Origin of the sequence: Sulfitobacter sp. R18_1 (assembly GCF_017743915.1) — a bacterium.
Taxonomy (GTDB): domain Bacteria; phylum Pseudomonadota; class Alphaproteobacteria; order Rhodobacterales; family Rhodobacteraceae; genus Sulfitobacter; species Sulfitobacter faviae.
Map to the genome: position 1 here is coordinate 84,341 of NZ_JAGHRG010000006.1, position 25,603 is coordinate 109,943.

General features: G+C 63.7%; 21 protein-coding genes. 10 read left to right on the forward strand and 11 right to left on the reverse strand.

The features are described from left to right. The first annotated feature begins 16 nt into the window (after nt 1–16). From ftsA to J7392_RS13045, 6 genes are all read left to right on the forward strand, one after another. Nucleotides 17–1,351: a cell division protein FtsA gene (gene ftsA, locus J7392_RS13020; protein ID WP_067263257.1), complete on the forward strand. Its 1,335-nt coding sequence runs from the start codon at nt 17–19 to the stop codon at nt 1,349–1,351. Nucleotides 1,352–1,524: 173 nt separating this feature from the next. Next, the gene (ftsZ, locus tag J7392_RS13025) at nt 1,525–3,135 is read left to right on the forward strand and encodes a cell division protein FtsZ (protein WP_209217924.1); all 1,611 of its coding nucleotides are present in this window, start codon (nt 1,525–1,527) and stop codon (nt 3,133–3,135) included. Between the two features lie 207 nt (nt 3,136–3,342). Further along, the gene (gene lpxC / locus J7392_RS13030) at nt 3,343–4,266 is read left to right on the forward strand and encodes a UDP-3-O-acyl-N-acetylglucosamine deacetylase (protein ID WP_209217925.1); all 924 of its coding nucleotides are present in this window, start codon (nt 3,343–3,345) and stop codon (nt 4,264–4,266) included. A 241-nt stretch (nt 4,267–4,507) separates the two neighbouring features. Continuing rightward, complete coding sequence (locus tag J7392_RS13035) at nt 4,508–5,374, forward strand: outer membrane protein assembly factor BamD (protein WP_209217926.1); 867 nt, start codon at nt 4,508–4,510, stop codon at nt 5,372–5,374. 32 nt (nt 5,375–5,406) lie between these two features. Then, nucleotides 5,407–7,077, forward strand: a complete 1,671-nt coding sequence (gene recN / locus J7392_RS13040) for a DNA repair protein RecN (protein ID WP_209217927.1) — start codon at nt 5,407–5,409, stop codon at nt 7,075–7,077. Nucleotides 7,078–7,139: 62 nt separating this feature from the next. Beyond that, a complete protein-coding gene (locus J7392_RS13045) occupies nt 7,140–8,825 on the forward strand; it encodes a chloride channel protein (RefSeq protein ID WP_209217928.1) in 1,686 nt (561 codons plus the stop codon). 7 nt (nt 8,826–8,832) lie between these two features. On the opposite strand, the gene J7392_RS13050 is transcribed toward J7392_RS13045, so the two are convergent. From J7392_RS13050 to J7392_RS13070, 5 genes are all read right to left on the reverse strand, one after another. Then, nucleotides 8,833–9,177 (reverse strand): DUF427 domain-containing protein, encoded by a 345-nt coding sequence (locus J7392_RS13050; protein ID WP_209217930.1) that lies wholly within the window; start codon nt 9,175–9,177, stop codon nt 8,833–8,835. A gap of 30 nt (nt 9,178–9,207) precedes the next feature. Continuing rightward, nucleotides 9,208–10,998 (reverse strand): aminopeptidase P family protein, encoded by a 1,791-nt coding sequence (locus J7392_RS13055; protein ID WP_209217931.1) that lies wholly within the window; start codon nt 10,996–10,998, stop codon nt 9,208–9,210. Between the two features lie 42 nt (nt 10,999–11,040). Next, nucleotides 11,041–12,918 (reverse strand): cobaltochelatase subunit CobT, encoded by a 1,878-nt coding sequence (gene cobT, locus J7392_RS13060; RefSeq protein ID WP_209217933.1) that lies wholly within the window; start codon nt 12,916–12,918, stop codon nt 11,041–11,043. 105 nt (nt 12,919–13,023) lie between these two features. Beyond that, nucleotides 13,024–14,010, reverse strand: a complete 987-nt coding sequence (gene cobS / locus J7392_RS13065; protein WP_209217935.1) for a cobaltochelatase subunit CobS — start codon at nt 14,008–14,010, stop codon at nt 13,024–13,026. Nucleotides 14,011–14,141: 131 nt separating this feature from the next. Beyond that, a complete protein-coding gene (locus J7392_RS13070) occupies nt 14,142–14,768 on the reverse strand; it encodes a J domain-containing protein (RefSeq protein ID WP_168612010.1) in 627 nt (208 codons plus the stop codon). Between the two features lie 77 nt (nt 14,769–14,845). Here J7392_RS13070 and J7392_RS13075 point away from each other — a divergent pair, with 77 nt between their 5' ends. Further along, the gene (locus J7392_RS13075; RefSeq protein ID WP_067263286.1) at nt 14,846–15,103 is read left to right on the forward strand and encodes a BolA family protein; all 258 of its coding nucleotides are present in this window, start codon (nt 14,846–14,848) and stop codon (nt 15,101–15,103) included. A gap of 9 nt (nt 15,104–15,112) precedes the next feature. Here J7392_RS13075 and J7392_RS13080 read toward each other — a convergent pair whose 3' ends face one another. From J7392_RS13080 to J7392_RS13095, 4 genes are all read right to left on the reverse strand, one after another. Continuing rightward, on the reverse strand, nt 15,113–15,601 hold the full coding sequence (locus J7392_RS13080; RefSeq protein ID WP_209217937.1) for a DUF4177 domain-containing protein: 489 nt from the start codon (nt 15,599–15,601) through the stop codon (nt 15,113–15,115). Between the two features lie 45 nt (nt 15,602–15,646). After that, a complete protein-coding gene (locus J7392_RS13085) occupies nt 15,647–16,132 on the reverse strand; it encodes a thioesterase family protein (RefSeq protein WP_209217938.1) in 486 nt (161 codons plus the stop codon). Then, complete coding sequence (gene gatB / locus J7392_RS13090) at nt 16,129–17,643, reverse strand: Asp-tRNA(Asn)/Glu-tRNA(Gln) amidotransferase subunit GatB (RefSeq protein ID WP_209217939.1); 1,515 nt, start codon at nt 17,641–17,643, stop codon at nt 16,129–16,131. Before gatB ends, J7392_RS13085 begins: the two co-directional genes overlap by 4 nt. A 71-nt stretch (nt 17,644–17,714) precedes the next feature. Then, entirely contained in the window at nt 17,715–18,989 is a 1,275-nt protein-coding gene (locus J7392_RS13095; protein WP_247744575.1) for a hypothetical protein, read from the reverse strand. 51 nt (nt 18,990–19,040) lie between these two features. On the opposite strand from J7392_RS13095, the gene J7392_RS13100 reads away from it, so the two are divergent. After that, on the forward strand, nt 19,041–19,982 hold the full coding sequence (locus tag J7392_RS13100) for a transglycosylase SLT domain-containing protein (protein ID WP_247744576.1): 942 nt from the start codon (nt 19,041–19,043) through the stop codon (nt 19,980–19,982). 1 nt (nt 19,983) lies between these two features. Here J7392_RS13100 and J7392_RS13105 read toward each other — a convergent pair whose 3' ends face one another. After that, the gene (locus J7392_RS13105) at nt 19,984–20,415 is read right to left on the reverse strand and encodes a hypothetical protein (RefSeq protein ID WP_247744577.1); all 432 of its coding nucleotides are present in this window, start codon (nt 20,413–20,415) and stop codon (nt 19,984–19,986) included. 22 nt (nt 20,416–20,437) lie between these two features. Next, the gene (pepN, locus tag J7392_RS13110; protein ID WP_209217942.1) at nt 20,438–22,996 is read right to left on the reverse strand and encodes an aminopeptidase N; all 2,559 of its coding nucleotides are present in this window, start codon (nt 22,994–22,996) and stop codon (nt 20,438–20,440) included. Between the two features lie 103 nt (nt 22,997–23,099). Between pepN and J7392_RS13115 the strand changes: the two genes are divergently transcribed. Beyond that, on the forward strand, nt 23,100–23,324 hold the full coding sequence (locus tag J7392_RS13115) for a hypothetical protein (RefSeq protein ID WP_168612016.1): 225 nt from the start codon (nt 23,100–23,102) through the stop codon (nt 23,322–23,324). 90 nt (nt 23,325–23,414) lie between these two features. Next, nucleotides 23,415–25,577: a malate synthase G gene (locus J7392_RS13120; RefSeq protein ID WP_209217943.1), complete on the forward strand. Its 2,163-nt coding sequence runs from the start codon at nt 23,415–23,417 to the stop codon at nt 25,575–25,577. Nucleotides 25,578–25,603 lie beyond the last annotated feature (26 nt).

Here is a 25,603-nt window from a genome sequence, read left to right on the forward strand (position 1 = left end):
TCGGGACAGTAACGAAATGATGGACCTATACGACAGTCAGCGTTCAATGCGGCACATGCGCAAATTGGCGATCCAACGCGGGGTGGTCGCCATTTTGGATGTGGGTAGCTCCAAGATCGCCTGTCTGGTGCTGCGCTTTGACGGTGCGGGGCTTGATAGCGACAGCGGCGACATCGGGTCCTTGGCCGGGCAGTCTGGGTTCCGGGTCATCGGGGCGGCGACCACCCGCTCACGCGGGGTCCGCTTTGGTGAGATTTGCGCCATGGGCGAGACCGAGCGCGCGATCCGCACCGCCCTTCAGGCCGCGCAGAAGATGGCTGGTATTCGCGTCGATCACGTCATCGCCTGTTTCTCGGGCGGGGAGCCGCGCAGCTATGGGCTCGACGCCTCGGTCGAGTTGGAGGGGCAATCGGTCTCGGAGCAGGACGTGGCGCGGGTGCTGGCGGGCTGCGACGTGCCGGAATATGGCGAGGGCCGCGAGGTGCTGCACGCCCAGCCGGTGAACTTCGCGCTGGATCACCGAAGCGGCCTGGCCGACCCGCGCGGCCAGTTGGGCAACAGCCTGTCCGTGGACATGCATATGCTGACCGTCGACGCCGATACGGTGCAGCATCTGGCCCATTGCATCAAACGCTGTGATCTGGAACTTGCCGGGATCGCCTCCTCCTCCTACGCCTCGGGCATCTCGGCGCTGGTCGAGGATGAGCAGGAGCTAGGTGCCGCCTGTATCGACTTTGGCGGTGGCACCACCGGCCTGTCGATCTTTATCAAGAAACATATGATCTATGCCGATACGGTGCGGATGGGCGGGGATCACGTCACCTCCGACATCTCCATGGGCCTGCAAGTGCCGATGGCCAATGCCGAGCGGATCAAGACCTTCTACGGCGGGGTGCATGCCACCGGTATGGACGACCGCGACATGATCGAGATCGGCGGCGAGACCGGTGATTACGAACACGACCGCCGCACCGCCAGCCGGGCGGAGTTGATCGGCATCATGCGCCCGCGGGTCGAAGAGATCCTCGAAGAGGTCCGCGTTCGGCTGGATGCCGCCGGTTTCGACCACTTGCCAAGCCAACAGATTGTGCTTACCGGGGCGGGCAGTCAGATACCGGGCCTTGACGGGTTGGCCAGCAAGATCCTTGGCCAGCAGGTTCGTCTGGGACGCCCGCTGCGCGTGCATGGGCTGCCGCAGGCCGCGACAGGGCCGGGCTTTGCCTCTGCCGTGGGGCTTGCGCTTTTCGCGGCGCATCCGCAGGACGAATGGTGGGATTTCGACATTCCCGCCGATCGCTACCCATCCCGCTCGCTCAAACGCGCGGTGAAATGGTTTAGAGACAACTGGTGACCCCAATATCGGGTGAGAAGCCCGAGATGAGGCGGAAACTGGCAAGTTTCTGCCCATATTTAGCGTCAAAACGATGTTTTTTAGGTGACGATGCGGCCCTAGCCCGGTAGGGTCGGGTAAATTTGGTCGAAAAACTCCCGCAGAACGCGGATAACTGGACAGGCGGACAGCACATGACACTCAACCTTTCAATGCCAGGACATGATGATCTGAAACCCCGTATCACCGTCTTCGGTGTTGGCGGGGCAGGCGGCAACGCGGTCAACAACATGATCGAAAAGCAACTTGACGGTGTTGATTTCGTTGTGGCCAACACCGACGCACAGGCGCTGCAGCAGGCGCAGGCCGAGAACCGCGTGCAGCTGGGCATCAAAGTGACCGAAGGTCTGGGCGCGGGCGCGCGCGCCTCTGTCGGCGCCGCCGCGGCTGAAGAGAGCATCGAACAGATCGTCGACCACCTTGCTGGCGCGCATATGTGCTTCATCACCGCTGGCATGGGCGGCGGCACCGGCACCGGGGCGGCTCCGATCATCGCGCAGGCCGCGCGTGAACTGGGCGTGCTGACCGTCGGCGTCGTGACCAAGCCCTTCCAATTCGAAGGCGCCAAGCGCATGCGTCAGGCCGAAGACGGCGTTGAGACGCTGCAAAAGGTCGTCGACACGCTGATCATCATTCCGAACCAGAACCTCTTCCGTCTGGCGAACGAAAAGACCACCTTCACCGAAGCCTTCTCGCTTGCCGATGACGTGCTGTACCAAGGTGTGAAGGGCGTGACCGACCTGATGGTCCGTCCGGGCCTCATCAACCTCGACTTCGCCGATGTCCGCGCCGTGATGGACGAGATGGGCAAGGCGATGATGGGAACAGGCGAGGCCGAGGGCGAAGATCGCGCCATCCAAGCCGCCGAGAAAGCCATCGCCAACCCGCTGCTGGACGAAATCAGCCTGCGCGGTGCCAAGGGCGTGCTCATCAACATCACCGGCGGTCAGGACCTTACCCTGTTCGAACTCGACGAAGCGGCCAACCGCATTCGCGAGGAAGTGGACCCCGAAGCGAACATCATCGTCGGCTCCACGCTGGACGAAAGCCTTGGTGGCCTGATGCGCGTCAGCGTTGTCGCCACCGGCATCGACGCCACTGATGTGAATACCGAAATCCCGGTCCCGCGCCGCTCTATGAGCCAGCCTTTGCGTCAGAACGTATCGGTTGACGATGTGGCGCAGGTGTCCGCCGCGCAGGCGCCGGTCGCTGCCTCCGTGGCCGCCGAAGCGCCGCAGGAAGTTGAGCAGGCAGCTCTGTTCCAAGACCTCCAGCCGACACAGCGCGAGCAGGATCAGTATGAGGACGAGAACGTTGTCGAAGACGACGACGGTCTGCCCGCACCGGCCTACCAGCCTGAGGTCGCCGCATTCGAGCCGCGTCAGGAAGAAGCCATTGAGGCCGAGCCCGAAGCCTTCGTTGCACCGCGCGCCCCGACACCCGGCACGCCGTCCCCCGAAGCGCTGGCCCGCCTGCGCGCCGCCGCACAGAAAGCCGCGCCCGAGCAGCACCGTCAGGCGCAGCAGCAGCAGGGTGAGCAGGGCGACAAGGGCCGTTTCGGCATCAACTCCCTAATCAACCGGATGACCGGCCACGCCGAAGGTGAAGCGCAGGCCCGCCCCGCGCGTCAGCAGCCGCCGGTGCAAACCCGCGCCTCTGCCGCCGCGCCGCAGCCGCAGGAAAACAACGATCCCGATCAAGAACGCATCGAAATCCCCGCGTTCCTGCGCCGTCAGGCCAACTGAACTGATCACGATAGATGACGAAAGGGCTGCCTTGGGGCGGCCCTTTTTCTTTTTAGAACAACGCCTTGCCTCCGGGTGAGCGTAGCCGTGCTCAAATGTTGCAGTGATGTTTCAGACCGTTGCAAAGATTGAGTTGAGCAAAACGAACCCGCCCCTTAATCCAGAGTTTAACACACAAGAAGATGTTCGAAGCTTGAGGATGACCCGGTGCAGACAACGATCAGATCAGCGGTAAGTTTTACTGGCACAGGCCTGCACTCCGGTCTGCCTGCGACGGTGACACTGCGCCCGGCGTCGGCCCATCACGGCATCTGGTTCTCGCGCAGCGATGTGGCGGTCGGTGACCGTCTGATCCCCGCCCGCTGGGACGCGGTGAACCGCTCGCCGCTCTGCACCAAGCTGGAAAACCCCACTGGCCTGTCGATCTCGACCGTCGAGCATCTGATGGCCGCCGTGGCGGGCTGTGGCATCCACAACCTTTTGATCGAGATCGACGGCCCCGAAGTGCCGATCCTCGATGGCTCCTCCGTGCCTTTCGTGCGCGGTATCATGCAGCGCGGGCTGCGCCAGCTTGCAGCCCCCGTGATGGCCTTCGAAGTGCTGAAAACCGTCACCGTGCAGGATGGCGACGCGGTCGCGACCATCTCTCCCGCCGATACGCTGCGCATCGACTTTGAGATCGATTTTGCCGATGCCGCCATCGGCCAGCAGCGCAAGTCGCTGGTGATGAACAACGGCTCTTTCGCGCGCGAACTCTGCGACAGCCGCACCTTCTGCCGTCAGGCCGATGTCGAAGCGATGCAGGCCAATGGTCTGGCGCTCGGCGGTGAAGCGGGCGAGAACGCGGTGGTTTTCGACGGCGATGCCGTGGTCAGCCCCGGCGGCCTGCGCCACGCGGATGAACCTGTGCGCCACAAGATGCTCGACGCGCTCGGCGATCTGGCGCTGGCCGGAGCACCGCTCTTGGGCCATTACGAAGGCAAACGCGCGGGCCATTCGCTGACCAACACGCTGCTGCGCGCGCTCTTTGCGACACCGGATGCCGTGCGTCTTGTGGCCTGCGATGCGGCGCAAACGGCGCGGCTGCCCGGCTCCGGCCTGATCTGGGACGAAATCCCGCAGGTTGCCTGATCCCGGGGCAGGGGAGCAGTACCGCAAAGCGCAGGGCGCTTAGGCGGCGAAGTGCCATTGAACGCCCTGCCAATGCCTTGTATTCACTAAGCCGAAGTGACAAGCCTAACCCAGCGATGCGCCGCCGCGCAGCCGCCTGCGGACGGGGGCGGAATGGGCGTTTTGCAACGCAGTTTATTGTGCTAGTCACATGCGCAAGAGGGTCAAAGACCATGGGTTGGACGATGCAAGGGGTGCGGGCATGACGGTAGCGGGATCGCGCAAGCGGACGATCAGTGCGGTGCTTCTGGTCGCGACATTGGCAGCCTGCGGCAGTGGTGACGGACGATCGGACGGCAGCTTTTTCAACCCGCAGGAAATCCCGCTTGAGACCTATTCAGCCGAGCAAATCTTTGAGCGCGGCGAATATGAGTTGACCAACAACAACCCCGGTGAGGCGGCGTTTTATTTCGCCGAGATCGAGCGCCTTTATCCCTATTCCGAATGGGCCAAACGCGCCCTGATCATGCAGGCTTTCGCCTATCACAAGGATCAGGACTATCCCAACAGCCGCTCCGCCGCGCAGCGCTTCATTGATTTCTACCCCGCCGATGACGATGCCGCCTATGCGCAGTACCTCTTGGCGCTGAGCTATTACGACCAGATCGACGAAGTGGGCCGCGACCAAGGGCTGACCTTCCAAGCGTTGCAATCCCTGCGCGCCGTGATCGAAGGCTACCCGGACAGCGAATATGCCCGCTCCGCGATCCTGAAATTCGACCTCGCCTTCGACCATCTGGCGGGCAAGGAGATGGAGATTGGCCGCTACTACCTGCGCCGCGATCACTATACCGCCGCGATCAATCGCTTCCGCGTCGTGGTCGAGGATTTCCAGACCACGACCCACACCGCCGAAGCGCTGCACCGTCTGGTCGAAGCCTATCTTTCGCTCGGCCTGAACCATGAGGCGCAGACGGCGGGCGCCATCCTTGGCCACAACTACCGGGGCTCCGAGTGGTATGAGGACAGCTACAAACTGCTGACCGGGCGCGGCCTTGAGCCTGCCTTCTACAAAGACAATTGGCTGGGTGCAGCCTATCGCCAGACCATCAAGGGCGAGTGGCTTTAAGGGGGGTGGGATCGCCCACCCGACGGTTCTAGATGCTGCGCGGACTTGATATTTCAGACATGCTGATCATCGACCGGCTGGAGCTTGGCTTCCAGCCGGGGCTGAACGTGCTGACCGGTGAGACGGGCGCGGGCAAGTCTATCTTGCTGGATTCGCTCGGTTTCGTTCTGGGCTGGCGCGGGCGTGCAGATCTGGTGCGCCAAGGGGCCGAACAGGGTGAGGTGACCGCGTGGTTCGATCTGCCGCCCGGCCACCCGGCCCATGCGGTGCTGGAAGAGGCGGGATTTCCCGCTGGTGACGAATTGATCCTGCGCCGCATCAACACTTCCGACGGGCGCAAGACCGCGTGGGTCAATGACCGCCGCTGTTCGGGTGAGGTGCTGCGCCGCCTGTCCGAAACATTGGTGGAACTGCACGGCCAGCATGATGACCGCGGCCTGCTCAACCCGCGGGGACACCGCGCCATTTTGGACGATTACGCCGGGAATGCCCGGGCGATTGCCAAGCTGCGCGAGGCGTGGAACGCCCTCGGCGCCGCGCGCAAAGCCGCCGCCGCCGCTGCCGCCGAACGCGAGGCCATCGCCGCTGAGGAAGAGTTCCTGCGCCACGCCGTGGCCGAGTTGGACAAGCTCGACCCTGAAGCGGGGGAGGAGGCCACCCTCGACACCCGCCGCCGCCAGATGCAGGGGGCCGAGAAAATTCGCCGTGATGTGGTCAACGCTTATGAGTTGTTGGGCCAAGGCGGGGCAGAGACGGCCATGGGCGACGCGCTGCGCTGGCTCGACGGGGTGGCCGACAAGGCCGAAGGCGCGCTGGAGGGCCCGCTCGCCGCGCTCAACCGCGCCATGGTGGAATTGGACGAGGCGATGTCCGGCGTGGCCGATGCGATCGACGGCATGTCGTTCGACCCCTATGAGTTGGAAGCCTGCGAAGAGCGGCTTTTTGCAATCCGCGGCCTCGCGCGCAAACATGACGTGCAGCCCGATGAACTGGCCGGTTTCGCCGACACGCTGCGCGCCAAGCTCGATGCGCTCGATGCGGGCGAAGCGGCGCAGGAGGGGCTGGAGAAAGCCGTTCGCGACGCGCAGGCGCTTTACGACGAACGGGCCACTGCGCTGACCGAGAAGCGGCGCAAGGCCGCCGCCAAGCTCGACAAATCCGTGGCGGCAGAGCTTGCCCCGCTCAAGATGGAACGCGCAGTGTTCCAGACGCAATTGACCGAGGAACCCGCAGGCCCCGAGGGGCGCGATGCGGTCTCTTTCACCGTCGCCACAAACCCCGGCGCGCCTGCCGGACCCTTGGGCAAAATCGCCTCGGGCGGGGAGTTGAGCCGGTTCCTCTTGGCGCTGAAGGTTTGCCTGACCCAGACCCAATCCGGCCTCACCCTGATCTTTGACGAGATCGACCGTGGGGTAGGGGGCGCCACCGCCGATGCCGTGGGCCGCCGCCTGAAGGCATTGGCCGCCGAGGGGCAGGTCTTGGTCGTCACCCATTCGCCGCAGGTCGCAGCCCTTGGTGCGCATCACTGGCGTGTGGCGAAATCGGTGACCAAGGGCATGACCACCTCCACCGTCACCCCCCTTGCCGCCGAAGAGCGCGTTGATGAAGTCGCCCGAATGCTCGCGGGCGATACCATCACCGATGCCGCCCGCGCGGCGGCGGAGGCATTGCTCAACGGGCAACAGGGCGCGACGACTTCTTAAATGGCGGTTTTACCCAAGGTCAGCTTGCCCTAGACAGAAAGGGTTCAACTGGTCTTAGTCCCATGCCTTCGCAAGATAACGCTTTCTTTTCCCAACAACTTCAGCAGGCGCTTGGCGGCTGCAAACAGGGCTGGACGGTGCTGCGCACCCGCGGCCCGGGCAAAGTGACATTTTGGTTTATCGCGCTGCTGGTGGGCATCGCTGCGGGCTTTGCCGCCCTGTTCTTCCGCAAGGGGATCAACTGGTTGCAGGCCACGCTTTACGGCACGGACGATGTGCAATTCCTGCACAGCTTCCTTGCCGGGCTGCCGTGGTATTGGGTGGTGCTGATCCCGACCTTGGGCGGGCTCCTTGTGGGGTTGATCCTGCACCGTTTCACCCGCGACGGGCGCGCACGCAGCGTGGGCGATGTGATCCTCGGCGCTGCCATGCACGACGGTCGGGTCGAGACGCGCGCCGGGGTGGCCTCGGCGCTGGCCTCGCTTATCACCTTGTCCACGGGCGGCTCCTCGGGCCGCGAAGGGCCGGTGGTGCATCTGGCCGCCGTGATCTCGACCAAGGTCAGCCGCTTCATCAAGGCCGATGGGATCACCGGGCGGGATCTCTTGGGCTGCGCCGTGGCGGCGGCGGTCTCGGCCAGCTTCAACGCCCCGATCGCCGGGGCGCTCTTCGCCCTCGAAGTGGTGCTGCGCCATTTCGCCGTCCATGCCTTTGCCCCCATCGTCATCGCCTCCGCCGCAGGCACGGTGATCAACCGGCTGGAGTTCGGCGGGCTCACGGAATTCGTCTTGCCCGGCCTTGGCGACGTGCAATTCTACGTCGAACTGCCCGCCTTCCTGCTTTTGGGGCTGACCTGCGGTCTGGTGTCGGTCGTGCTGATGCGCGCGATCTTCTGGGCCGAGGATTTCGGCAACTATCTGCAAGCCCGCACCGGCCTTGCCCGCTGGCTGCGCCCGGCGGTGGCGGGGGCGATCCTCGGCGTCATCGCGCTCTGGTTCCCGCATATCATCGGCGTGGGCTATGAGACGACCTCCCGCGCGCTGGTCGGCGAACTGGTGCTGCATGAGGCGATCATTTTTGCCGTGCTCAAGGTCGCCGCCGTGGCGATCACGCTTGGCGGGCGGATGGGCGGCGGGGTGTTCTCGCCCTCGCTGATGCTGGGCGCCCTGACCGGCCTTGGCTTCGGGATCATCGCCACCGGTGTCTTCCCCGAGATTTCGGGGTCTTCCTCGCTCTATGCTCTGGCGGGGATGGGCGCGGTGGCCGCCGCCGTGCTGGGCGCGCCGATCTCGACCACACTCATCGTGTTTGAGATGACGGGCGACTGGCAGACCGGACTGGCGGTGATGGTCGCCGTCAGCATGTCGACCGCGCTGGCCTCCCGGCTGGTCGACCGGTCCTTCTTCCTCACCCAGATGGAGCGGCGCGGCATTCATCTGGCCGCAGGTCCGCAGGCCTATCTGCTCTCGATGTTCATGGTGGGCCGCATCATGCGCCGCCCCGATGATGAAGACGCGGCGGCGGAAGACGCCTGTTGGGATTTGATCGACAAGGGCACCTATATCGACGGCAGCGCCACGCTAGAGGCCGCTTTGCCGCTGTTCGATCAGACCCATTCCAATTTCATCCCGGTGGTCACCCTCAGCGCGGATGCGCCGCCCGAATTGCTGGGCGCGCTGTTCCATGTCGATGCGCTGAAGGCCTATAACCGCGCCCTCGCCGCCACGGCGGCAGAGGAGCATTCCTGAGCCGCGCTCAGATCCGTTCGATGGCGATTTCTTCCATCGGGTTGAAAGCCAAATAGCCCTTGATCGCGGCCACATCGGCTTTCGGGTCTTCATAAGACCAAACGGCGTCCTGCAAGGTGCGGTTCTTGGTCACCACCGAGAAATAGGTCGCATCGCCCTTATGCGGACAATGGCTGGTCTTATCCGTGCCGTCGAGGAAAGCCATGGCGATGTCGCCACGCGGGAAATAGATCACCGGCGGATAGTCCCCCTCGTGCAGTTCCAGCGCGCCGGTGGACTCGCCCAATACGGCCCCGCCAGCGCGAACAACCCATGTGCCCTCAGCCGGAGTAATCTTGATATGGTCGGCCATGCCGTACCCCCCTTTACTTAAATCGGACGCTCACAGGGGCGCCGTTGCCGCATCCAACCACAGTTTTGTAACAGGTGATACCCGCGGCCCGATCTTTTCCGCCACGTCGCGGTGATAGGCGTTTAGCCAATCCCGCGCCTCGGGGCTGAGCGCCGCCACATCAATCAGACGCCGATCAATCGGCACCAGCGTCAGGGTGCGCCAATCGAGCATCTTGCGATGCGCGTCCCCGCCGGGCAGGGCGCGCGCCTCTTGCACCACCAATAGGTTCTCGATCCGGATGCCAAAGGCCCCCTCGCGGTAATAACCCGGCTCATTGCTGAGGATCATACCCGGTTCCAGCGGCACATGGCTCATCCGGCTCAACCGCTGCGGCCCCTCATGGACCGATAGATAGGCGCCCACCCCATGGCCCAAACCGTGATCGAAGTCCTGCCCCGCCATCCAAAGCGGCAAACGGCCCAGCATCTCGATATCCCGGCCCGCAAGCCCGCGCGGCCAGCGCAGGCGGCTCATGGCAATCATCCCCGAAAGCACCCGGGTGAAAGCCGCGCGCGCCTCCGGATCGGGGCTGCCGATGGCGATGGTGCGGGTAACATCAGTGGTGCCGTCCAGATACTGACCGCCGCTGTCGAGCACAAAAAGATGCCCCTCCTGCAAAACGGTATCGGTCTCTTCATTCACCCGGTAATGGATGATCGCCCCATTCGCCCCGGTGCCCGAGATCGTCTCGAAACTGATGTCGCGCAGCGCAGGGTCGCGGCGGCGCAGGCCTTCCAGCTGCTGCACCACCTGCGTCTCGGTGACCGTGCCGGGCGCCTGCGCATCCAGCCAGGCGAGCAGCTCGACCATCGCGGCCCCATCGCGCAAATGCGCCTCAGCCGCCCCGGCAACCTCGGCGTCATTCTTACAGGCCTTGGGCAAGGCGCAGGGGTCTTCACCAGCCTGCGCCCGATCCCCCAGCAAATCCGCGAACAACAGCGGGGCCGACTGCCGATCAAGCCGCACCGGCCCGTCGATTGCGCGCAGGTAATCGGGCAGCCCCTCAGGATCCCGCTGCACCACCTCTGGCCCCAGATGGTCCTCCACATCCACCAGTTTCTCAGCCGCCATGAACAGATCGACCCGCGCATCGTCATGCAACCCGGCAAAACCATGGGCCACCGGGTTGCGCGGAATGTCCTGCCCGCGAATGTTCAGCAACCAGTTGTGGCTGTCGGGCAGGGTGATCAACGCCGCCTTCTGCCCCGCCGCGCGCAAATCCGCGGCCAAACGCCGGCGCTTGGCCTCATGGCTTTCCCCGGCAAAACGCTCAGGATGCGCCGCCACCTTGCCCATCGGGGCCTCGGGTTGGTCTTCCCAAATACGGTCGACCATATTCGAGACGCGCCGCATCTCGATGCCAGACCCCGCCAAGGCCTCGAACAAAAGATCCATCTGCGCGGGCGTATGCAGCATCGGATCGAAACCAACCACGCCGCCCGCGGGCAATTGATCCTTCAGCCAATCGGCCAAAGACACCTCGGGCCAAGGCACCGGGGTAAAGACATCCGCCACCTGCGCTTTGACCTGCGTCCGATAGCGCCCGTCGATGAAAACCCCCGCCACATCGCGCAGCGCCGCGCAGAACCCGGCAGAGCCGGTGAACCCCGTCAGCCAAGCCAGCCGATCATCCCGCGGGGCAACATACTCACCCTGATGCGCATCGGCGCGCGGCACGAGAAACCCGTCCAACCCCGCCGCCTGCAACTCCGCCCGCAGCGCCGCCAAACGCGGGGGACCCTGTTCCGGACGCGCGGTGACCTCGAAACTCTGGAACACGCGGCCCCTCCTTCATCCTTTTTCAAATACCGATCCGACGGTTCAGCCCACGCGGCGCATGCCCATGACACGCGCCCGTTTCCGCGGATCGCTGTCAAAGAGCGCTGCAAGCTGTTCCGTCATCGCCCCGGCAAGCTGATCCACATCCGTGATCGTGACGGCGCGGTCGTAATAACGCGTCACATCATGGCCAATCCCGATTGCCAAAAGCTCAACCGCGCGGCGTTTCTCGACCATGGCGATCACGTCGCGCAGGTGTTTTTCCAGATAGTTGGCCGGGTTTACCGACAGGGTGCTGTCATCCACCGGCGCGCCGTCGGAAATCACCATAAGGATCTTGCGCGCCTCATGCCGTGCCAGCATCCGCCGGTGGGCCCATTCCAGCGCCTCCCCGTCGATATTCTCTTTCAGCAGACCCTCTTTCATCATCAGACCCAAGTGGTCGCGCGTCCGGCGCCATGGGGCGTCGGCGCTTTTATAGATGATGTGGCGCAGGTCGTTCAGCCGTCCGGGCTGGGCGGGGCGGCCATCGTTCAGCCAAGCCTCGCGGGCCTGTCCGCCCTTCCACGCGCGGGTGGTAAAGCCGAGGATTTCGACCTTGACGTTGCAGCGCTCCAGCGTGCGTGCCAGCACGTCGGCGCAGATCGCGGCGATGGAGATCGGGCGGCCCCGCATGGAGCCGGAGTTGTCCAACAGCAGCGTCACCACGGTGTCGCGGAACTCGGTGTCCTTTTCGATCTTGAAGCTGAGAGGAGTCGTGGGGTTGGCCACCACCCGCGCCAGACGTCCCGCGTCCAACGTGCCCTCTTCAAGGTCGAATTCCCACGAGCGGTTTTGCTGCGCTTGCAATCGGCGTTGCAACTTATTCGCCAGACGGCCCACAGCGCCTTTCAGGGGCTCGAGCTGCTGGTCCAGATAGGCGCGCAGGCGTTCCAATTCGATTGGCTCGGCCAGTTCCTCGGCCCCGATCACCTCATCATGCTCGCCCTGATAGACACGGTATTCCGGGTCGGCGTCTGAGACGGGCGGCGGCGGCGGCGGGTCCATCGGCGCATCGCCCTCGGGCATCTCCGCCTCGTCGCCCAGCTCCTGATCGGCCTCGTCATCCATCGAGACCTGCGCCTGACTTTCGTCCTGCTGCTGCTCTTGGCTGTTCTCGGGGGTGCCTTCGGCCTCTTCCTCGTCCTGATCGTCTTGGCCGGTGCTGTCGGGATCCTGCTCTTCTTCGGTGCCCTCTTCGGCCTGATCCTCTTGATCCTCATCTTGGCTGTCGGGATCGTCGCCCAACTGATCGCCATAGCCGAGGTCCGAGATCATCTTGCGCGCCAGCCGCGCGAAATCCGCCTGATCGGCAAGGCTGCCGTCGATCCCTTCGAGCGTGCCGCCCGCCTGATCTTCGATAAAGCCGCGCCAGAGTTCCATGGCGTTCTCGGCCCCCGCGGGCAGGTCCCGTCCGGTGGCCAGATGCCGCACCATATAGCCCGCCGCGACAGAAAGCGGCACGTCGCTGGCCTGTTTGGCCTGATCGTAGCCCCGGCGCAGGGCCTCGTGCTTGATCTTGACGTCGATGTTGCCGGCGGTGCCGGGCATGTCGCGTGCGCCCATGGCCTCACAACGCGCGGTCTCCATCGCCTCGTAAAGCTCGCGCGCCATGTCGCCTTGCGGCGCATAGCGGGCGTGGGTCGCGGCATCGTGGTAGCGGCGGTTCAGAGCCAGCGCATCGGCGGTGCCGCGCGCCAGCAGCACCTCTTCGCGGGTCATCCGGCGGCTCACTTGCGGCAGGCGCATCGCATCGCCCGAAAGCCCCGAGGGGTCGACCGAGTAGCTGACCGTCAGTTCGGCGTCATCGGCCATGACCTTGGTCGCCTCGGCCAGCGCCTTTTTGAACGCGTCAGCGGGGTTGTCGCTTTGTTTACTCATGCCGGTCCCCTTGTCTGTCAGGCAGGCGCGCGTCTGGGAAGGGCAGGGCGCCTTTGCGTGCCGAAACGCGTCCTGCAGGGCGGCGGGCGAACCCGCCGGGGCGGCTTAGCCCAAACTCAGGCTGGCCGCGCTTTCGGGCAGTTCCTCGTCGAACAAACGCTGATAGAACTCGGCCACGGTCTGGCGCTCAAGCTCATCGCATTTGTTGAGGAAGGACAGCCGGAAGGCATAGCCCACGTTGCGGAAGATCTCGGCGTTCTGCGCCCAAGCGATCACGGTGCGCGGGCTCATCACGGTCGAAAGCTCGCCGTTCATGAAGGCGGTGCGGGTAAGGTCGGCCACGGTGACCATCTGCTTAAGGGTCTTGCGGCCCTTCTCAGTGTTGTAATGCGGGTTTTTCGCCAGCACGATCGCGGTCTCGGCGTCGATGCTGAGGTAATTCAGCGTGGCGACAAGGCTCCAACGGTCCATCTGCGCTTGGTTGATCTGCTGGGTGCCGTGGTAAAGGCCGGTGGTGTCGCCCAGACCCACGGTGTTCGCGGTGGCAAACAGACGGAAATAGGGGTGCGGGGTGATGATCTCGTTCTGATCCATCAGCGTAAGCTTGCCGTCATGCTCCAGCACGCGCTGGATCACGAACATCACATCGGCGCGGCCCGCGTCGTATTCATCAAAGACAATCGCGGTCGGGTTGCGCAGGGCCCAAGGCAGGATGCCCTCGTGGAATTCGGTGACCTGTTTGCCGTCGCGCAGTTTGATCGCGTCTTTGCCGATGAGGTCGATCCGGCTGATGTGGCTGTCGAGGTTGACGCGCACGGTGGGCCAGTTCAGCAGAGCGGCGACCTGTTCGATATGGGTCGATTTGCCCGTGCCGTGATAGCCTTGAATCATGACGCGGCGGTTGTGGGTGAAACCTGCGAGGATCGCCAGCGTGGTATCAGGGTCGAACTTATAGGTGCTGTCGATGTCCGGCACGCGGCTGGTGCGCTGCGGGAAACCTTTGACGACCATATCGGTGTCGATGCCAAAGACATCGCGCACCGAGACCTCTTCGGTGGGTTTCATGTCATGTTCCAGTGCACCGTCGGCCATCGCTCGTCATCCTTTTCCTTAGGCGCGCGGTCGGGGCCGCGCGCGTATCTGGTGCAACATATCGTGCATATCCGCAAGGGGAAGGGGGCAACTGGCATTATCCGCAACCGGCCGCTGGTCCGGTCGCGGGATCAGTCCTTGAAGTTGCGGCTGCCCTTGATCTGGTCCCATGCCCAAACGACCAGTTGCAACTGCTCTTCCTGACTGCGGTCACCGCCGTTCATATCCGGGTGCAGCACCTTGATCAGCGCTTTGTAGGCTTTGCGAACCTCGGGCTTTGTCCAAGTGTCCTTGGCTTCGAGAATCTCGATCGCGCGGCGTTCGGTGGGCGGCAGGCGGCGGCCCGCTTGCTGGCCCTTGCCGGGGTTCTGGGTCGCGTTCTTGCCCAAGACCTGATGCGGGTCTTCGATGCCAAGACGGGCCCATGCGCGCTGCTCGGGGTCGCCCAGTGGTTTGGTGGTGCGCTCCCAGACCTTGTCCTTGGACATCTGCGCGTTCATCTCGGCCTCGGTGGTGCCGTCAAAGAAGCTCCACTTCGCGTTATATTCGCGCACGTGTTTCTGGCAGAACCAGAAGTAGTCATCCAGCACATCGGGCGCTTTGGGCGCGCGGAACTTGCCCGGCTCGTCGCAGCCTTCGTGGTCGCAAATCCGGGTCGAGGTTTCCGACGCACCGGACATGCCGCGGCGGCCGCGGGGGTTTTTCTTTTTGGAGGACGACACGGACATGTCGAATCCGAAGGGATCAGGTTTTGGCATGTGGATAGACCTTTCCGACTCAGGCCGGTCACCATATACCCTGCGTCGCAGGATTGAAGGGGGCCGGGGGTAAAAACATGTCCACAACACAAGAGATTTCGGATCGGCTGGAAGCCGCTTTTGCGCCGCGTGAACTGGAGGTGGTGGATGACAGCGAAAGCCATCGCGGTCATGCCGGATTTCAGGAGGGGGGCGAAAGCCACTTTAACGTGCGCATCCGGTCAGAGCGTTTCAAGGGCCAAAACCGGCTGGCGCGGCACCGGGCGGTGCACAGCGCGTTGGGGCCGGATCTGATGGGGCGCATTCACGCGCTGGCGCTTGACCTGGACGAATAAGCGCCGCGTTCAGGGCTTTGTTTTATCGTCGTCTTCGTCGCTGCCCTGCGGCGAAGCTTCATCCGCTGAGGGGCCGGACAGAAACGCAGGCGGCGTCGCCGCTTTGGCGGGTCCCTCTTTCGCGGGCGCGTCATCCTCGGGCGTGATAGAGGCGGGCGCATCGGCCTGAAGCGCGGTGTCTTCGCCTTCGATCGTGGCGGCCAAGGCGGGCGTTGCGGCAGCAGTGGCGGGCGGCAGCAGATCGCCATCCTCCTGCTGGCCCGCGGCGGTCGCCAAGCGGCGGAACACGAGCACATTGCGCCATTCCGTGGTGGTCGAAGTCAGGCCCGACCGCTCTTGCGAAGGCAAGGTCTCGGCCCGCTGGTATTCCCAGCCCTCGGCGGCCTGTTCGTTCAGGCATTCTTCCAAGGTTTTGGCGAAACGCGCTTCGGGGGCTTTCAGACCTTTGGCTTTCTGCCCTTTGCTGGGGGCGGGAAGGATCTTGTATTCGTAGCGCATAGGGGCCTCGGCTGGGTTGGCGACATAAGCCGCGTCAGGTGAGTTTCAGGCGGATTTGCGGCGGATGCCGATGCTGCGACCGGCCTGCGCCGGCTTGGGCAGTTTGGCATGGCTGCGGCGCATCGCGTCAAGACGGGTCAGGATATGGTCCGGCATGGGGGCCACACGCGGGCCGGACTGGTCCACATGCAGCGTCAGCCCCTCGGCGGTGGCGGCAAGCCAGCCGTCGACATGCCACAGTTCCTGAAAGCTGTGAAACCGCTTCTCGTCATGGTCGAGCAATTGGAAGGTGGTATGGACGCGGTCACCCTCATGCAGTTCGCGCAGGTAGCAGACGTGGAATTCAGCCACATAGGTGGTGCAACCCGTGCGTTGATACTCCGGCCCCAGACCGATTTCGCCATAGGCTTGGTCAACGCCCTGATCGAACAGGACGTTGTAATAGGCCATGTTCAAATGGCCGTTGAAATCGATCCATTCGGGGAGAACCGTCATCTCGTCCGAACGGAAGGGGGCCGGGGCGTCGCTCATTGCTGGGCGAGCTTGCGCGACACGATTTCGTTGACGGCCTTAGGGTTGGCCTTGCCGCCCGTGGCTTTCATCACTTGACCGACGAACCAGCCCGCCAGCTTCGGGTTCTGCTGGGCCTTTTCGACCTGCGCGGGGTTGGCGGCGATAATCTCGTCCACTGCCGTCTCAATCGCGCCGGTGTCGGTCACCTGCTTGAGGCCCTCAGTCTCCACGATCTCTTCCGGTTCGCGCCCGGTTGTATAGGCGATTTCAAATACTTCCTTGGCGATCTTGCCGGAAATCGCATCTGACGCGATCAGATCGACGATGCTGCCAAGCTGCGCCGGGGTGACCGGGCTTTCGGTGATGCCCTTGTCGTCTTTCTTGAGACGCCCGAAGAGTTCGTTGATCACCCAGTTCGCCGCCATCTTGCCATCGCGCCCCTGCGCCACGGCCTCAAAGTAGCCCGCGCTGTCGAGGTCAGCCGTCAGCACGGAGGCGTCGTAGTCCGACAGGCCAAAGTCACCGATGAAACGCGCTTTCTTCTGGTCAGGCAGTTCCGGCAGGTTTGCGGCAATCTCGTCCACCCAGGCCTGCTCGATTTCCAGTGGCAGCAGATCGGGGTCGGGGAAATAGCGGTAGTCATGCGCTTCTTCTTTGGAGCGCATGGAGCGGGTTTCTTGCTTGTCTGGGTCGAAAAGGCGCGTTTCCTGCACCACTTCGCCACCGGCTTCGACAATCGCGATCTGGCGTTTGGCTTCGACTTCGATGGCCTGCTGGATAAAGCGCATGGAGTTCATGTTCTTGATCTCGCAGCGGGTGCCGAGATGCGAGAAGTCCTGCGTTTCCTGATACTTCTCATATTGACCCACGCGGCAGATCGACACGTTCACGTCAGCACGCATCGCGCCGGACTGCATGTCGCCGTTGCAGGTGCCCAGATAGCGCAGGATTTGGCGCAGTTTGCCAAGGTAGGCGGCGGCCTCTTCGGGGCCGCGAATGTCGGGGCGCGAGACAATCTCCATCAGGCAGACGCCGGTACGGTTCAGGTCGACGAAAGACATATTCGGGTCCATGTCGTGGATCGATTTGCCCGCGTCCTGTTCCATATGGATGCGCTCGATCCGCACGAGCCGCGCGGTGCCGTCGCCAATCTCGACCAGCACTTCGCCTTCGCCCACGATGGGCTCATAAAGCTGACTGATCTGATAGCCCTGCGGCAAGTCGGGGTAGAAGTAGTTCTTGCGGTCGAAAGCGGATTTCAGGTTGATCTCGGCCTTGAGGCCCAGCCCGGTGCGCACGGCCTGTTCGACGCAATATTCGTTGATCACCGGCAGCATGCCGGGCATCGCGGCATCGACGAAGGCCACGTTGCTGTTGGGCTCCGCGCCGAATTTGGTCGAGGCGCCGGAGAAGAGTTTCGCGTTCGACGCGACCTGCGCGTGCACCTCCATCCCGATGACCAGTTCCCAGTCATGTTTGGCACCGGCAATCACGCGCGGTTTCGGGGTGTCGTAACTCAGATCAAGCATCGCGGCCGCCTTCGGTCAATTGGAACTTGGCCGGTCATACTGGAGCGCACCACGCGCTTCAAGAGGCAGGCTTAGCTCGGCATGGCAATCTGGCGGCGACCTTCGGTGAAAATGACCCGTTTGCCCGCTTCGATCTCGCGTTGGAACAGGCCGGTGATGATGCGCATCGCCTCATCCCGGCCCGAGGCGGCAAAGCGCCGGGCGGAGCGGACGCGCAGATTGTTGTCGAAGCCGCGTGCGGCATGGGCCCAGAGCATCGGGTGCAATTCCGTCATATGATCCCGGACGATCCAGCGGGCGCAATCGGCGATCTCGGCGCGCACGGCCCCTGCGGCATCCTCGGACGGGGTGGCCTGACCGATGGCGCTGGCACAATAGGCGGCCAACAAGTTGGCGCTATGCGGATCGGGGCGACGCGCGAGGATATCGCGCAGCCCTTCGATGAAAAACGGCACATCAAGATTGGCACAGGCCCGCGCATCGCAACTGATGGCGTCGAATTGCACCCATGTATAGCCGCCCGCGCCCCATGTCTCTTCGGTCCGCGCGGCAGTGCGACGGGCTTCGAGTTCCAATTGGTCATATGAGCCATGCCACCGCGGCAGAAGGTGGTTGCCCATGGCCCGCATGGGGCGCGGGTTTTCGGGGTTCAGGTCGATGAGCCGGGCGTAGCGGTCGGCCACGGCGCGGGCGTCACCGCCAGTTCCCCCCAGAAGGGCACAGTGCGTCGCCGCGAGCAGGGGCGAGGCGGCTGTGTCCTTGTCGAATGGCGCGAGGATCTGCTCCGCGCGTTCAAAATGCGCCGCAAAGGCCGCGTGGTTGCGGGCAGGCACGTCGCTGTCCCAGCCCGTGCCGCGCCACGCCCAGCCGATGTCCATATGCGCCTGCGCCACGATGGCGGCGATCATGGCGCTCCCGGCGTGATCTTCCAACACATGTTCCAGCGCTTCGATCCCGGCCATCAGGGGCGCGTCACTGGCCGGTTTGCCGTCGTAAAGCGCGTGTTCCGCGGCGAGAATCACATCCGCCCGCGCGCCAAAGGCCATCAGCTCGGCCACCGGCATCGCACCCGGTGTCATCTCGCGGTTCTCGTCGGCTTCTTGCAAAAGCTCTGCCATCTCCTCCCAACGTTCTTGGCGGACCAGCCATTGCGCGCGGTACTGGTGACGGTCGCGTTGCATCTCTTCGGCGGTGGGGTCGGGGCAGGAAATGCGCAGCAGCGCGTCGCGCGGCGCGCGGCGGCGCAGAAGCGGCATTTCCAGCGGCTCGAACTCGGGCGCTTGCGGTGCGGGCTTGGCAAAGAACGCTTGCAGGGCGGACGGGATCATATGCGAGAGTTTCTTCATCTGGGGCCGGTCCTGCCTGCTGTTTGTCGATGATTTAGGTTTGACCGGGCAATGGGGCGGAACCGTGTCCGGCGTGCGGAGCTTTCGGGAAAATTCTGCAGCGCAGTCGGGCAGGCGGGGGCGATCCTTCGCGACAATCCGGCGGCGCGGCGCGCGCTGTTTCCCGATCAGAGGAAATCTGCCGATCCCGCGCCCCTGCCGCGCTTGCCAAGCGCGTTTTGGGGCGGTCTTATGCGCGCCATGAAACCTGCCATGATTGCCCTATTGCTCTGCGCCGGCCCCACCATGATTTGGGCCGAATTGCCCAAACAGCCCGCCCCGGTGGTGGAGGTGGATAATGTGGTGCAGACCGCCGCCACGTCTTTGTCCTTCCCCGATGAGGTCGAGGCCGAGGACGAACCGCCCGCGCTTGAAACCGCGCCCTTTACCACAACGCTGCGCCCGCCCGCGCGTCCGGGCAACCTGCCGCGCACGCGCTGGCAGCATATGCGGGGGCATTCGCTTTGGACCCGCGCGGCGATCTCGGCGCTGAAATCCCATGGCAAGCCCTTGGTGGATATGGTGCCCGGTGATGTGGCGGAGTGGTGCCCGGCCTATCCCACGGCATCCGACAGTCAACGCCGCGCCTTTTGGGTCGGCTTCATGTCGGCGCTGGCCAAACATGAAAGCACCTATCGGTCTTGGGCCGTGGGTGGCGGGGGCCGCTGGTACGGTTTGTTGCAAATTCTGCCGGGCACCGCGCGGGGGTATAAATGCAATGTCGGCAGCGGTGATGCGCTCAAGAACGGCGCCGCGAACCTCAGCTGTGCCGTGCGCATCATGGCGACGACCGTGCCGCGCGATGGGGTGATCGCCGGAAACGGGCGGCGCGGCGTCGGGGCCGATTGGGGGCCGATGCGCAGCGCGTCCAAACGGGCGGATATGTCCCGCTGGCTGCGGCGGCAGTCCTATTGCAAACCGTTGAATGCGACCCGGCCCCGCAGCCGCCCGTAGATTACTGGATCAGCGTGAAGTGATGCCGTTCCGTCGTGATGCCGCGCGCCTGAAGCGCGGCTTCCAATGCGCGGTGCGGCGGGGTGGCCTCGAAGGGCAGGTTGATCTTGCGCCCGGTGCGGAGAATGACCGTGGCGCGCACGGACATATCAAGGCGCGTATCGAGCCGAACCCGGTCGACCTGCGCCAGCGCGATTTTCGCATCCCGTTTGCCGGTGAACCACGACAGGCTGTGCTGGTCGAGCGTCAGGCCGCTCGCTGGATTGCTGAAGATCTCCCATAGTGCGGGCAGGGTAAAGAGCCCCAGCATCCCGATGATCCAGCCCGAGGCGTCGAGCCAGAGCCACGCCGCCGCGAGGGCCAGCCAGATCACGGGCAACAGCAAAAGGGCCGTTCGGTTGCGGGCATGGCGGCGGTAGGTATAGGCCGCCATGCCCTTTGTCTGAATAGGCGTGTCAGGCACCGCGAATACGGTTGAGCATCTCAGAGGTGTCCCGGCTGAGATCGGGGCTGGCGAGGATGCGGTCGAGTTGGGCCTCGATCATCTCTTGCCGCGCCATGTCGTAGCGTCGCCATGTCTGGAAGGCCGAGCACATCCGCGCCGTGGTCTGCGGGTTCACCGGGTCAAGCTTGATCAGCCAGTCGGACAGCAGGGCGTAGCCCTTGCCGCTTTCATGGTGGAACCCGGCGTGATGCATGGCAAGGCTGCCAAAGACCGCGCGGAAGCGGTTGGGGTTCTTCCAATTGAAATCGGCATGCTCGGTAAGCCTGCGCGCCACTTCGGCCGCCTCTTCTGGGGCGGCTTGGCTGACTTGCAGCCCGAACCATTTGTCCATCACCAACCGGTCATCGCGCCACTGCGCCTCAAAGGCAACCAGCGCCTTGTCGCCTTGGCCCGCACGCAGCAGGGCGGCGAGGGCGCTGAGTTGTTGGGTCATATTGTCGGCATCGTCGAACTGCGCTTGCGCGCGCGCTGGTCCCTCAACGCGGGTCAGCAGGGCAAGTGCTGCATTGGTCAAGGCGCGTTTGCCCGATTGCGCCGCATTGGGCTGATAGGGGGCGTCGACCCTGTGGCGGTCATAGAGATCACCCAGCAGCGCGGCAAAACGCTCGGCCATGGCATCGCGGGTGGCCTCCACCGCCTGATGGATCGCCGCCGGATCCGGCGTTTTGCCTGCGTCATGAAGGGTGCTGGCCAGATCGGCATGGCTGGGCAGCCCCAGCATCAACGCGCGGTAGGCAGGCTCAAGCGTTTCATCCTCCAACACGGCCCGCAGGGCGGCAAGCCATTCAGCATCCGGTGCGCTGCCTTCGGTGATCGTCGCCAGCAAGGATTGCCGCGCCAAGGTGCGCCCGGCCTCCCACCGGTTGAAAGGATCGCTGTCATAGGCGAGCAGCAGCAGGCGCTCTTCTTTCGAGAGGTCTTGCTCCAGCACCACCGGGGCGGAGAAACCGCGCAGCACCGAGGCCACGGGGCGCGCATCCAGCCCGTCGAAGGTAAAGCTCTGTTCGGCCTCGGTCATCTCCAACACGCGAGAGGGGGCCACTTCGGCCCCGTCCGCGCCGATCAGCCCCACGGTGATGGGCAGAACCTGCGGTTTCGGCTCAGGCGTGGCGGTGCTGGGCGGGGTGTGCTGGGTGAAGGTCAACGTAAAGATGCCCTTGCCCGCATCCCAAGCCTCTGCCACCGAAAGACGCGGCGTGCCCGCCTGCGAATACCAGCGTTTGAACTGGGTCAGATCGCGGCCCGTGGTGTCTTCGAAGGCCTTCAGCCAATCTTCGATCGTCGCCGCATCGCCGTCGTGACGCTCGAAATAGAGGTCCAGCGCCTTGGCATAGGCGTGATGGCCCACCAAGGTTTTGAGCATGCCGATCACCTCGGCGCCCTTCTCATAGACGGTGGCGGTGTAGAAGTTGTTGATCTCCTGAAAGCTTTCGGGCCGTACCGGGTGGGCCAGCGGGCCTTGATCCTCGGCGAACTGACGCGCGCGCAGGTCGATCACATCGCCGATGCGTTTCACCGCCGGAGAGCGCATGTCCGACGTGAACTGCGCGTCGCGGTAGACGGTCAGCCCTTCCTTGAGACAGAGTTGGAACCAATCCCGGCAAGTGATGCGGTTGCCGGTCCAATTGTGGAAATACTCATGAGCGATGATCGCTTCGATCCGCTCGAAATTATCATCCGTCGAGGTTTCGGGGGAGGCGAGAACGGCGGCGGAGTTGAAGATGTTCAGCCCCTTGTTCTCCATCGCGCCCATGTTGAAGTCATCCACCGCGACGATGTTGAAGATGTCGAGGTCGTATTCACGACCGTAAACCTCTTCGTCCCATTCCATCGAGGCTTTGAGCGCCTCCATCCCAAAGGCGCATTTGCCTTCGTCGCCGGGGCGCACATAGAGGTTCAGATCGACCTCGCGGCCCGACATGGTGGTGAAACGGTCGGAATGGGCGACCAGATCGCCCGCCACCAGCGCGAAAAGATAGGCAGGCTTGGGCCACGGGTCATGCCACTCGGCATGGTTCTGCCCCTGCGCGACCGGATTGCCGTTGGACAGCAGAACGGGATGCGGACCGTTGATGGTCACGGTGAAGACGCTCATCACATCGGGGCGGTCGGGGTAATAGGTGATCTTGCGAAAGCCTTCGGCCTCGCATTGGGTGCAATACATGCCGCCCGACATATAAAGCCCTTCGAGAGCGGTGTTGCCCTTTGGGTCAATCTCGACCTCGGCCTCCCAGACGAAGGGGCCGTCGGGCACATCGCAGGTCAGACCGCGTTCCGTCACCTTCGGGGTGACCGGCTTGCCGTCAATCTGCGCGGAGATGAGCTTGAGTTGCTCGCCATGCAGGAAAAACTCAGCCTCCTGCGCCGCCGGGTTGGGGCGAAAGGCGATGCGGCTTTTGACCCGTGTCTTATGAGGATCGAGGTCAAAGGTCAGGGCCACCTCATCCACCAGAAAGCCGAAGGGCTGGTAGTCACTGAGATAGATCGTTTGGGGGGTGGCGTCGCGCATTGGGCCTCCAGTCGCGGGAACGTAATTGGTCTGGGAAATGTTATGTCTCCAGAAGGCGGCCTGCAAGCCGAGCTGCCCCAACTTCGAGCAATGAGGTGTATCCATGTCCGCCCCCGACACCGATACCGAAACGCAGAAGAAACGTCATCGCCCCGCTTTGATCGGTATCAAAACCGCGATCATCGCAGGGGCGCTCTTGATGATTGCCGGCATCGTCTACGCGGTGTTGCAGGCCACCGACCCCTCGCCGGAAGGTGAGGTGCAGCCCGTCGATGGCCCGGCGGACGCCGAGCCGGTGATCGCCACTCCGGAGCCGGTTGCCGACTAGCGCCACTACCGCCTGCCTGCCCGCGCTTGCGCCGCTTTGCCTTTCTGCTAGACCTTTCACAAAGGTATCCAGCGCGGGAGAGGGCGGAGAATGACGGGTAGAATTGACAAGAACGGTTTGCAGGTAGAGCCCGCGCTGGTCGACTTCATCGAAGGATCGGCGCTGCCGGGCACCGGTGTAGACGCGGATGTCTTTTGGGCGGGGCTGTCGGACCTTGTGCATGACCTCGGGCCCAAGAACCGTGCGTTGCTTGAAAAACGGGCCGAAATTCAGGCCAAGATTGATGAGTGGCATCGCGCGCGCGCAGGCCAGCCCCATGACGCGGAAAGCTACACCGCCTTTCTGCGCGAGATTGGCTATCTTCTGCCCGAAGGCCCGGCGTTCCAGATTGAGACGCAAAACGTAGACCCCGAAATCGCGCAGGTGCCCGGGCCGCAGCTTGTCGTCCCGATCACCAACGCACGCTTTGCGCTCAATGCTGCCAATGCGCGCTGGGGCAGCCTTTATGATGCATTCTATGGCACCGATGCGCTGGGCGATCTGCCGGTGGGCAAGGGCTATGACGCAGAACGCGGCGCGCGGGTGGTGGCGCGGGCAAAAGCCTTTTTGGATGACGCCGTGCCGCTCTCGGCGGGCAGCCATGCAGATTTGGCGGGATACCGCGTTGTGGATGGGCACCTTGAAGCTGTGATGGCGCAGGATGCCGCGCCCTGCGGCTTGGCCGATCCGGCGCAGTTCGCGGGCTACCAAGGCGCGGCGGAGGCGCCCGACGCGGTACTTCTGCGCAACAATGGTCTGCATATCGAGATCAAGATCGACCCCGAGCATGCCATTGGAAAGGACGACCCCGCCAGCGTTGCGGATGTGATCATCGAATCCGCGCTTTCGACCATCATGGATTGCGAAGACAGTGTCGCGGCGGTGGATGCCGCAGACAAAGTGCTGGCCTATGGCAATTGGCTGGGGCTGATGAAAGGGGACCTTGCCGAGACCTTTGAAAAAGGCGGCCAGAGCGTCACCCGCCGCATGGCCGAGGACCGTCGCTATACCGCGCCCGATGGGGAGGGGGAGGTCACGCTGAAGGGCCGTTCGCTGATGCTGGTGCGCAATGTCGGCCATCTGATGACCAACCCCGCCGTACTCGACCGCGAAGGGCGCGAGATTGGCGAAGGGCTGATGGATGCCATGGTGACCACGCTGATCGCCATTCATGACCTCAAACGCGCGGGCGGCAACTCGGTCACCGGCAGCGTCTATGTGGTGAAGCCCAAAATGCACGGGCCCGAGGAAGTGGCCTTTGCCGATGAGATTTTCACCCATGTGGAAAAGACACTCGGCCTGCCGCAATATACTGTGAAGCTTGGCATCATGGACGAAGAGCGCCGCACCAGCGCCAACCTCATGGAATGTATCCGCGCCGCGAAACACCGCGTGGCCTTTATCAATACCGGTTTCCTCGACCGTACGGGGGACGAGATCCATACCAGTATGGAAGCCGGGCCGATGGTGCCCAAGGGCGAGATGAAGAACAGCGCTTGGATCGCCGCCTATGAGGATCGCAACGTCGATATCGGTCTCGCCTGCGGCTTGCAGGGCCGCGCGCAGATCGGCAAGGGCATGTGGGCCATGCCCGACCGTATGGCCGAGATGCTGGAGGCCAAGATCGGCCATCCCCAATCCGGGGCCAATTGCGCATGGGTGCCATCGCCCACCGCGGCTACCCTGCACGCCACACATTACCACAAGGTTAACGTCTTGGCGCGGCAGGAAGAGATCAAAGAGGGCGGCGCACGCGCCACGCTTGATGCGCTGCTGACCATTCCGGTGATGGAAGGCCGCAACCTCAGCACCGAGGAAATCACCCGCGAGATTGAGAACAACGCGCAGGGCATTCTGGGCTATGTGGTCCGCTGGATCGATCAGGGCGTCGGCTGTTCCAAAGTGCCGGACATCAACGACGTGGGCCTGATGGAAGACCGCGCGACCTGCCGCATCTCGGCCCAAGCGCTGGCGAATTGGCTGCATCACGGTGTCATCAGCCGCGAAGAAGCCGAGGCTGCGCTTAAAAAAATGGCAGCCGTGGTGGACCGTCAAAACGAGGGCGATCCTAGCTATCGCCCCATGGCGCCGGGCTTTGACGGGGTGGCCTTTCAGGCGGCCTGCGATCTGGTGCTGAAGGGGCGCGAACAGCCCTCGGGCTATACCGAACCAGTGCTGCACGCGCGCCGGTTGGAGCTGAAGGCGCAGAGCTGAGGTTGAGACCGCCGCGCGAAGCGCCT

Excerpts from the sequence above, each read along its gene's own strand:
- J7392_RS13080 (WP_209217937.1), bottom strand. The coding sequence starts at position 15,601 with ATGCGCTACGAATACAAGATCCTTCCCGCCCCCAGCAAAGGGCAGAAA.
- ftsZ (WP_209217924.1), top strand. The coding sequence starts at position 1,525 with ATGACACTCAACCTTTCAATGCCAGGACATGATGATCTGAAACCCCGT.
- cobS (WP_209217935.1), bottom strand. The coding sequence starts at position 14,010 with ATGGCCGACGGTGCACTGGAACATGACATGAAACCCACCGAAGAGGTC.
- J7392_RS13095 (WP_247744575.1), bottom strand. The coding sequence starts at position 18,989 with ATGAAGAAACTCTCGCATATGATCCCGTCCGCCCTGCAAGCGTTCTTT.
- J7392_RS13070 (WP_168612010.1), bottom strand. The coding sequence starts at position 14,768 with ATGCCAAAACCTGATCCCTTCGGATTCGACATGTCCGTGTCGTCCTCC.
- J7392_RS13115 (WP_168612016.1), top strand. The coding sequence starts at position 23,100 with ATGTCCGCCCCCGACACCGATACCGAAACGCAGAAGAAACGTCATCGC.
- cobT (WP_209217933.1), bottom strand. The coding sequence starts at position 12,918 with ATGAGTAAACAAAGCGACAACCCCGCTGACGCGTTCAAAAAGGCGCTG.
- ftsA (WP_067263257.1), top strand. The coding sequence starts at position 17 with ATGATGGACCTATACGACAGTCAGCGTTCAATGCGGCACATGCGCAAA.
- recN (WP_209217927.1), top strand. The coding sequence starts at position 5,407 with ATGCTGCGCGGACTTGATATTTCAGACATGCTGATCATCGACCGGCTG.
- J7392_RS13100 (WP_247744576.1), top strand. The coding sequence starts at position 19,041 with ATGGGGCGGAACCGTGTCCGGCGTGCGGAGCTTTCGGGAAAATTCTGC.
- J7392_RS13085 (WP_209217938.1), bottom strand. The coding sequence starts at position 16,132 with ATGAGCGACGCCCCGGCCCCCTTCCGTTCGGACGAGATGACGGTTCTC.
- gatB (WP_209217939.1), bottom strand. The coding sequence starts at position 17,643 with ATGCTTGATCTGAGTTACGACACCCCGAAACCGCGCGTGATTGCCGGT.
- J7392_RS13075 (WP_067263286.1), top strand. The coding sequence starts at position 14,846 with ATGTCCACAACACAAGAGATTTCGGATCGGCTGGAAGCCGCTTTTGCG.
- J7392_RS13045 (WP_209217928.1), top strand. The coding sequence starts at position 7,140 with ATGCCTTCGCAAGATAACGCTTTCTTTTCCCAACAACTTCAGCAGGCG.
- J7392_RS13035 (WP_209217926.1), top strand. The coding sequence starts at position 4,508 with ATGACGGTAGCGGGATCGCGCAAGCGGACGATCAGTGCGGTGCTTCTG.
- J7392_RS13105 (WP_247744577.1), bottom strand. The coding sequence starts at position 20,415 with ATGGCGGCCTATACCTACCGCCGCCATGCCCGCAACCGAACGGCCCTT.
- J7392_RS13050 (WP_209217930.1), bottom strand. The coding sequence starts at position 9,177 with ATGGCCGACCATATCAAGATTACTCCGGCTGAGGGCACATGGGTTGTT.
- pepN (WP_209217942.1), bottom strand. The coding sequence starts at position 22,996 with ATGCGCGACGCCACCCCCCAAACGATCTATCTCAGTGACTACCAGCCC.
- J7392_RS13120 (WP_209217943.1), top strand. The coding sequence starts at position 23,415 with ATGACGGGTAGAATTGACAAGAACGGTTTGCAGGTAGAGCCCGCGCTG.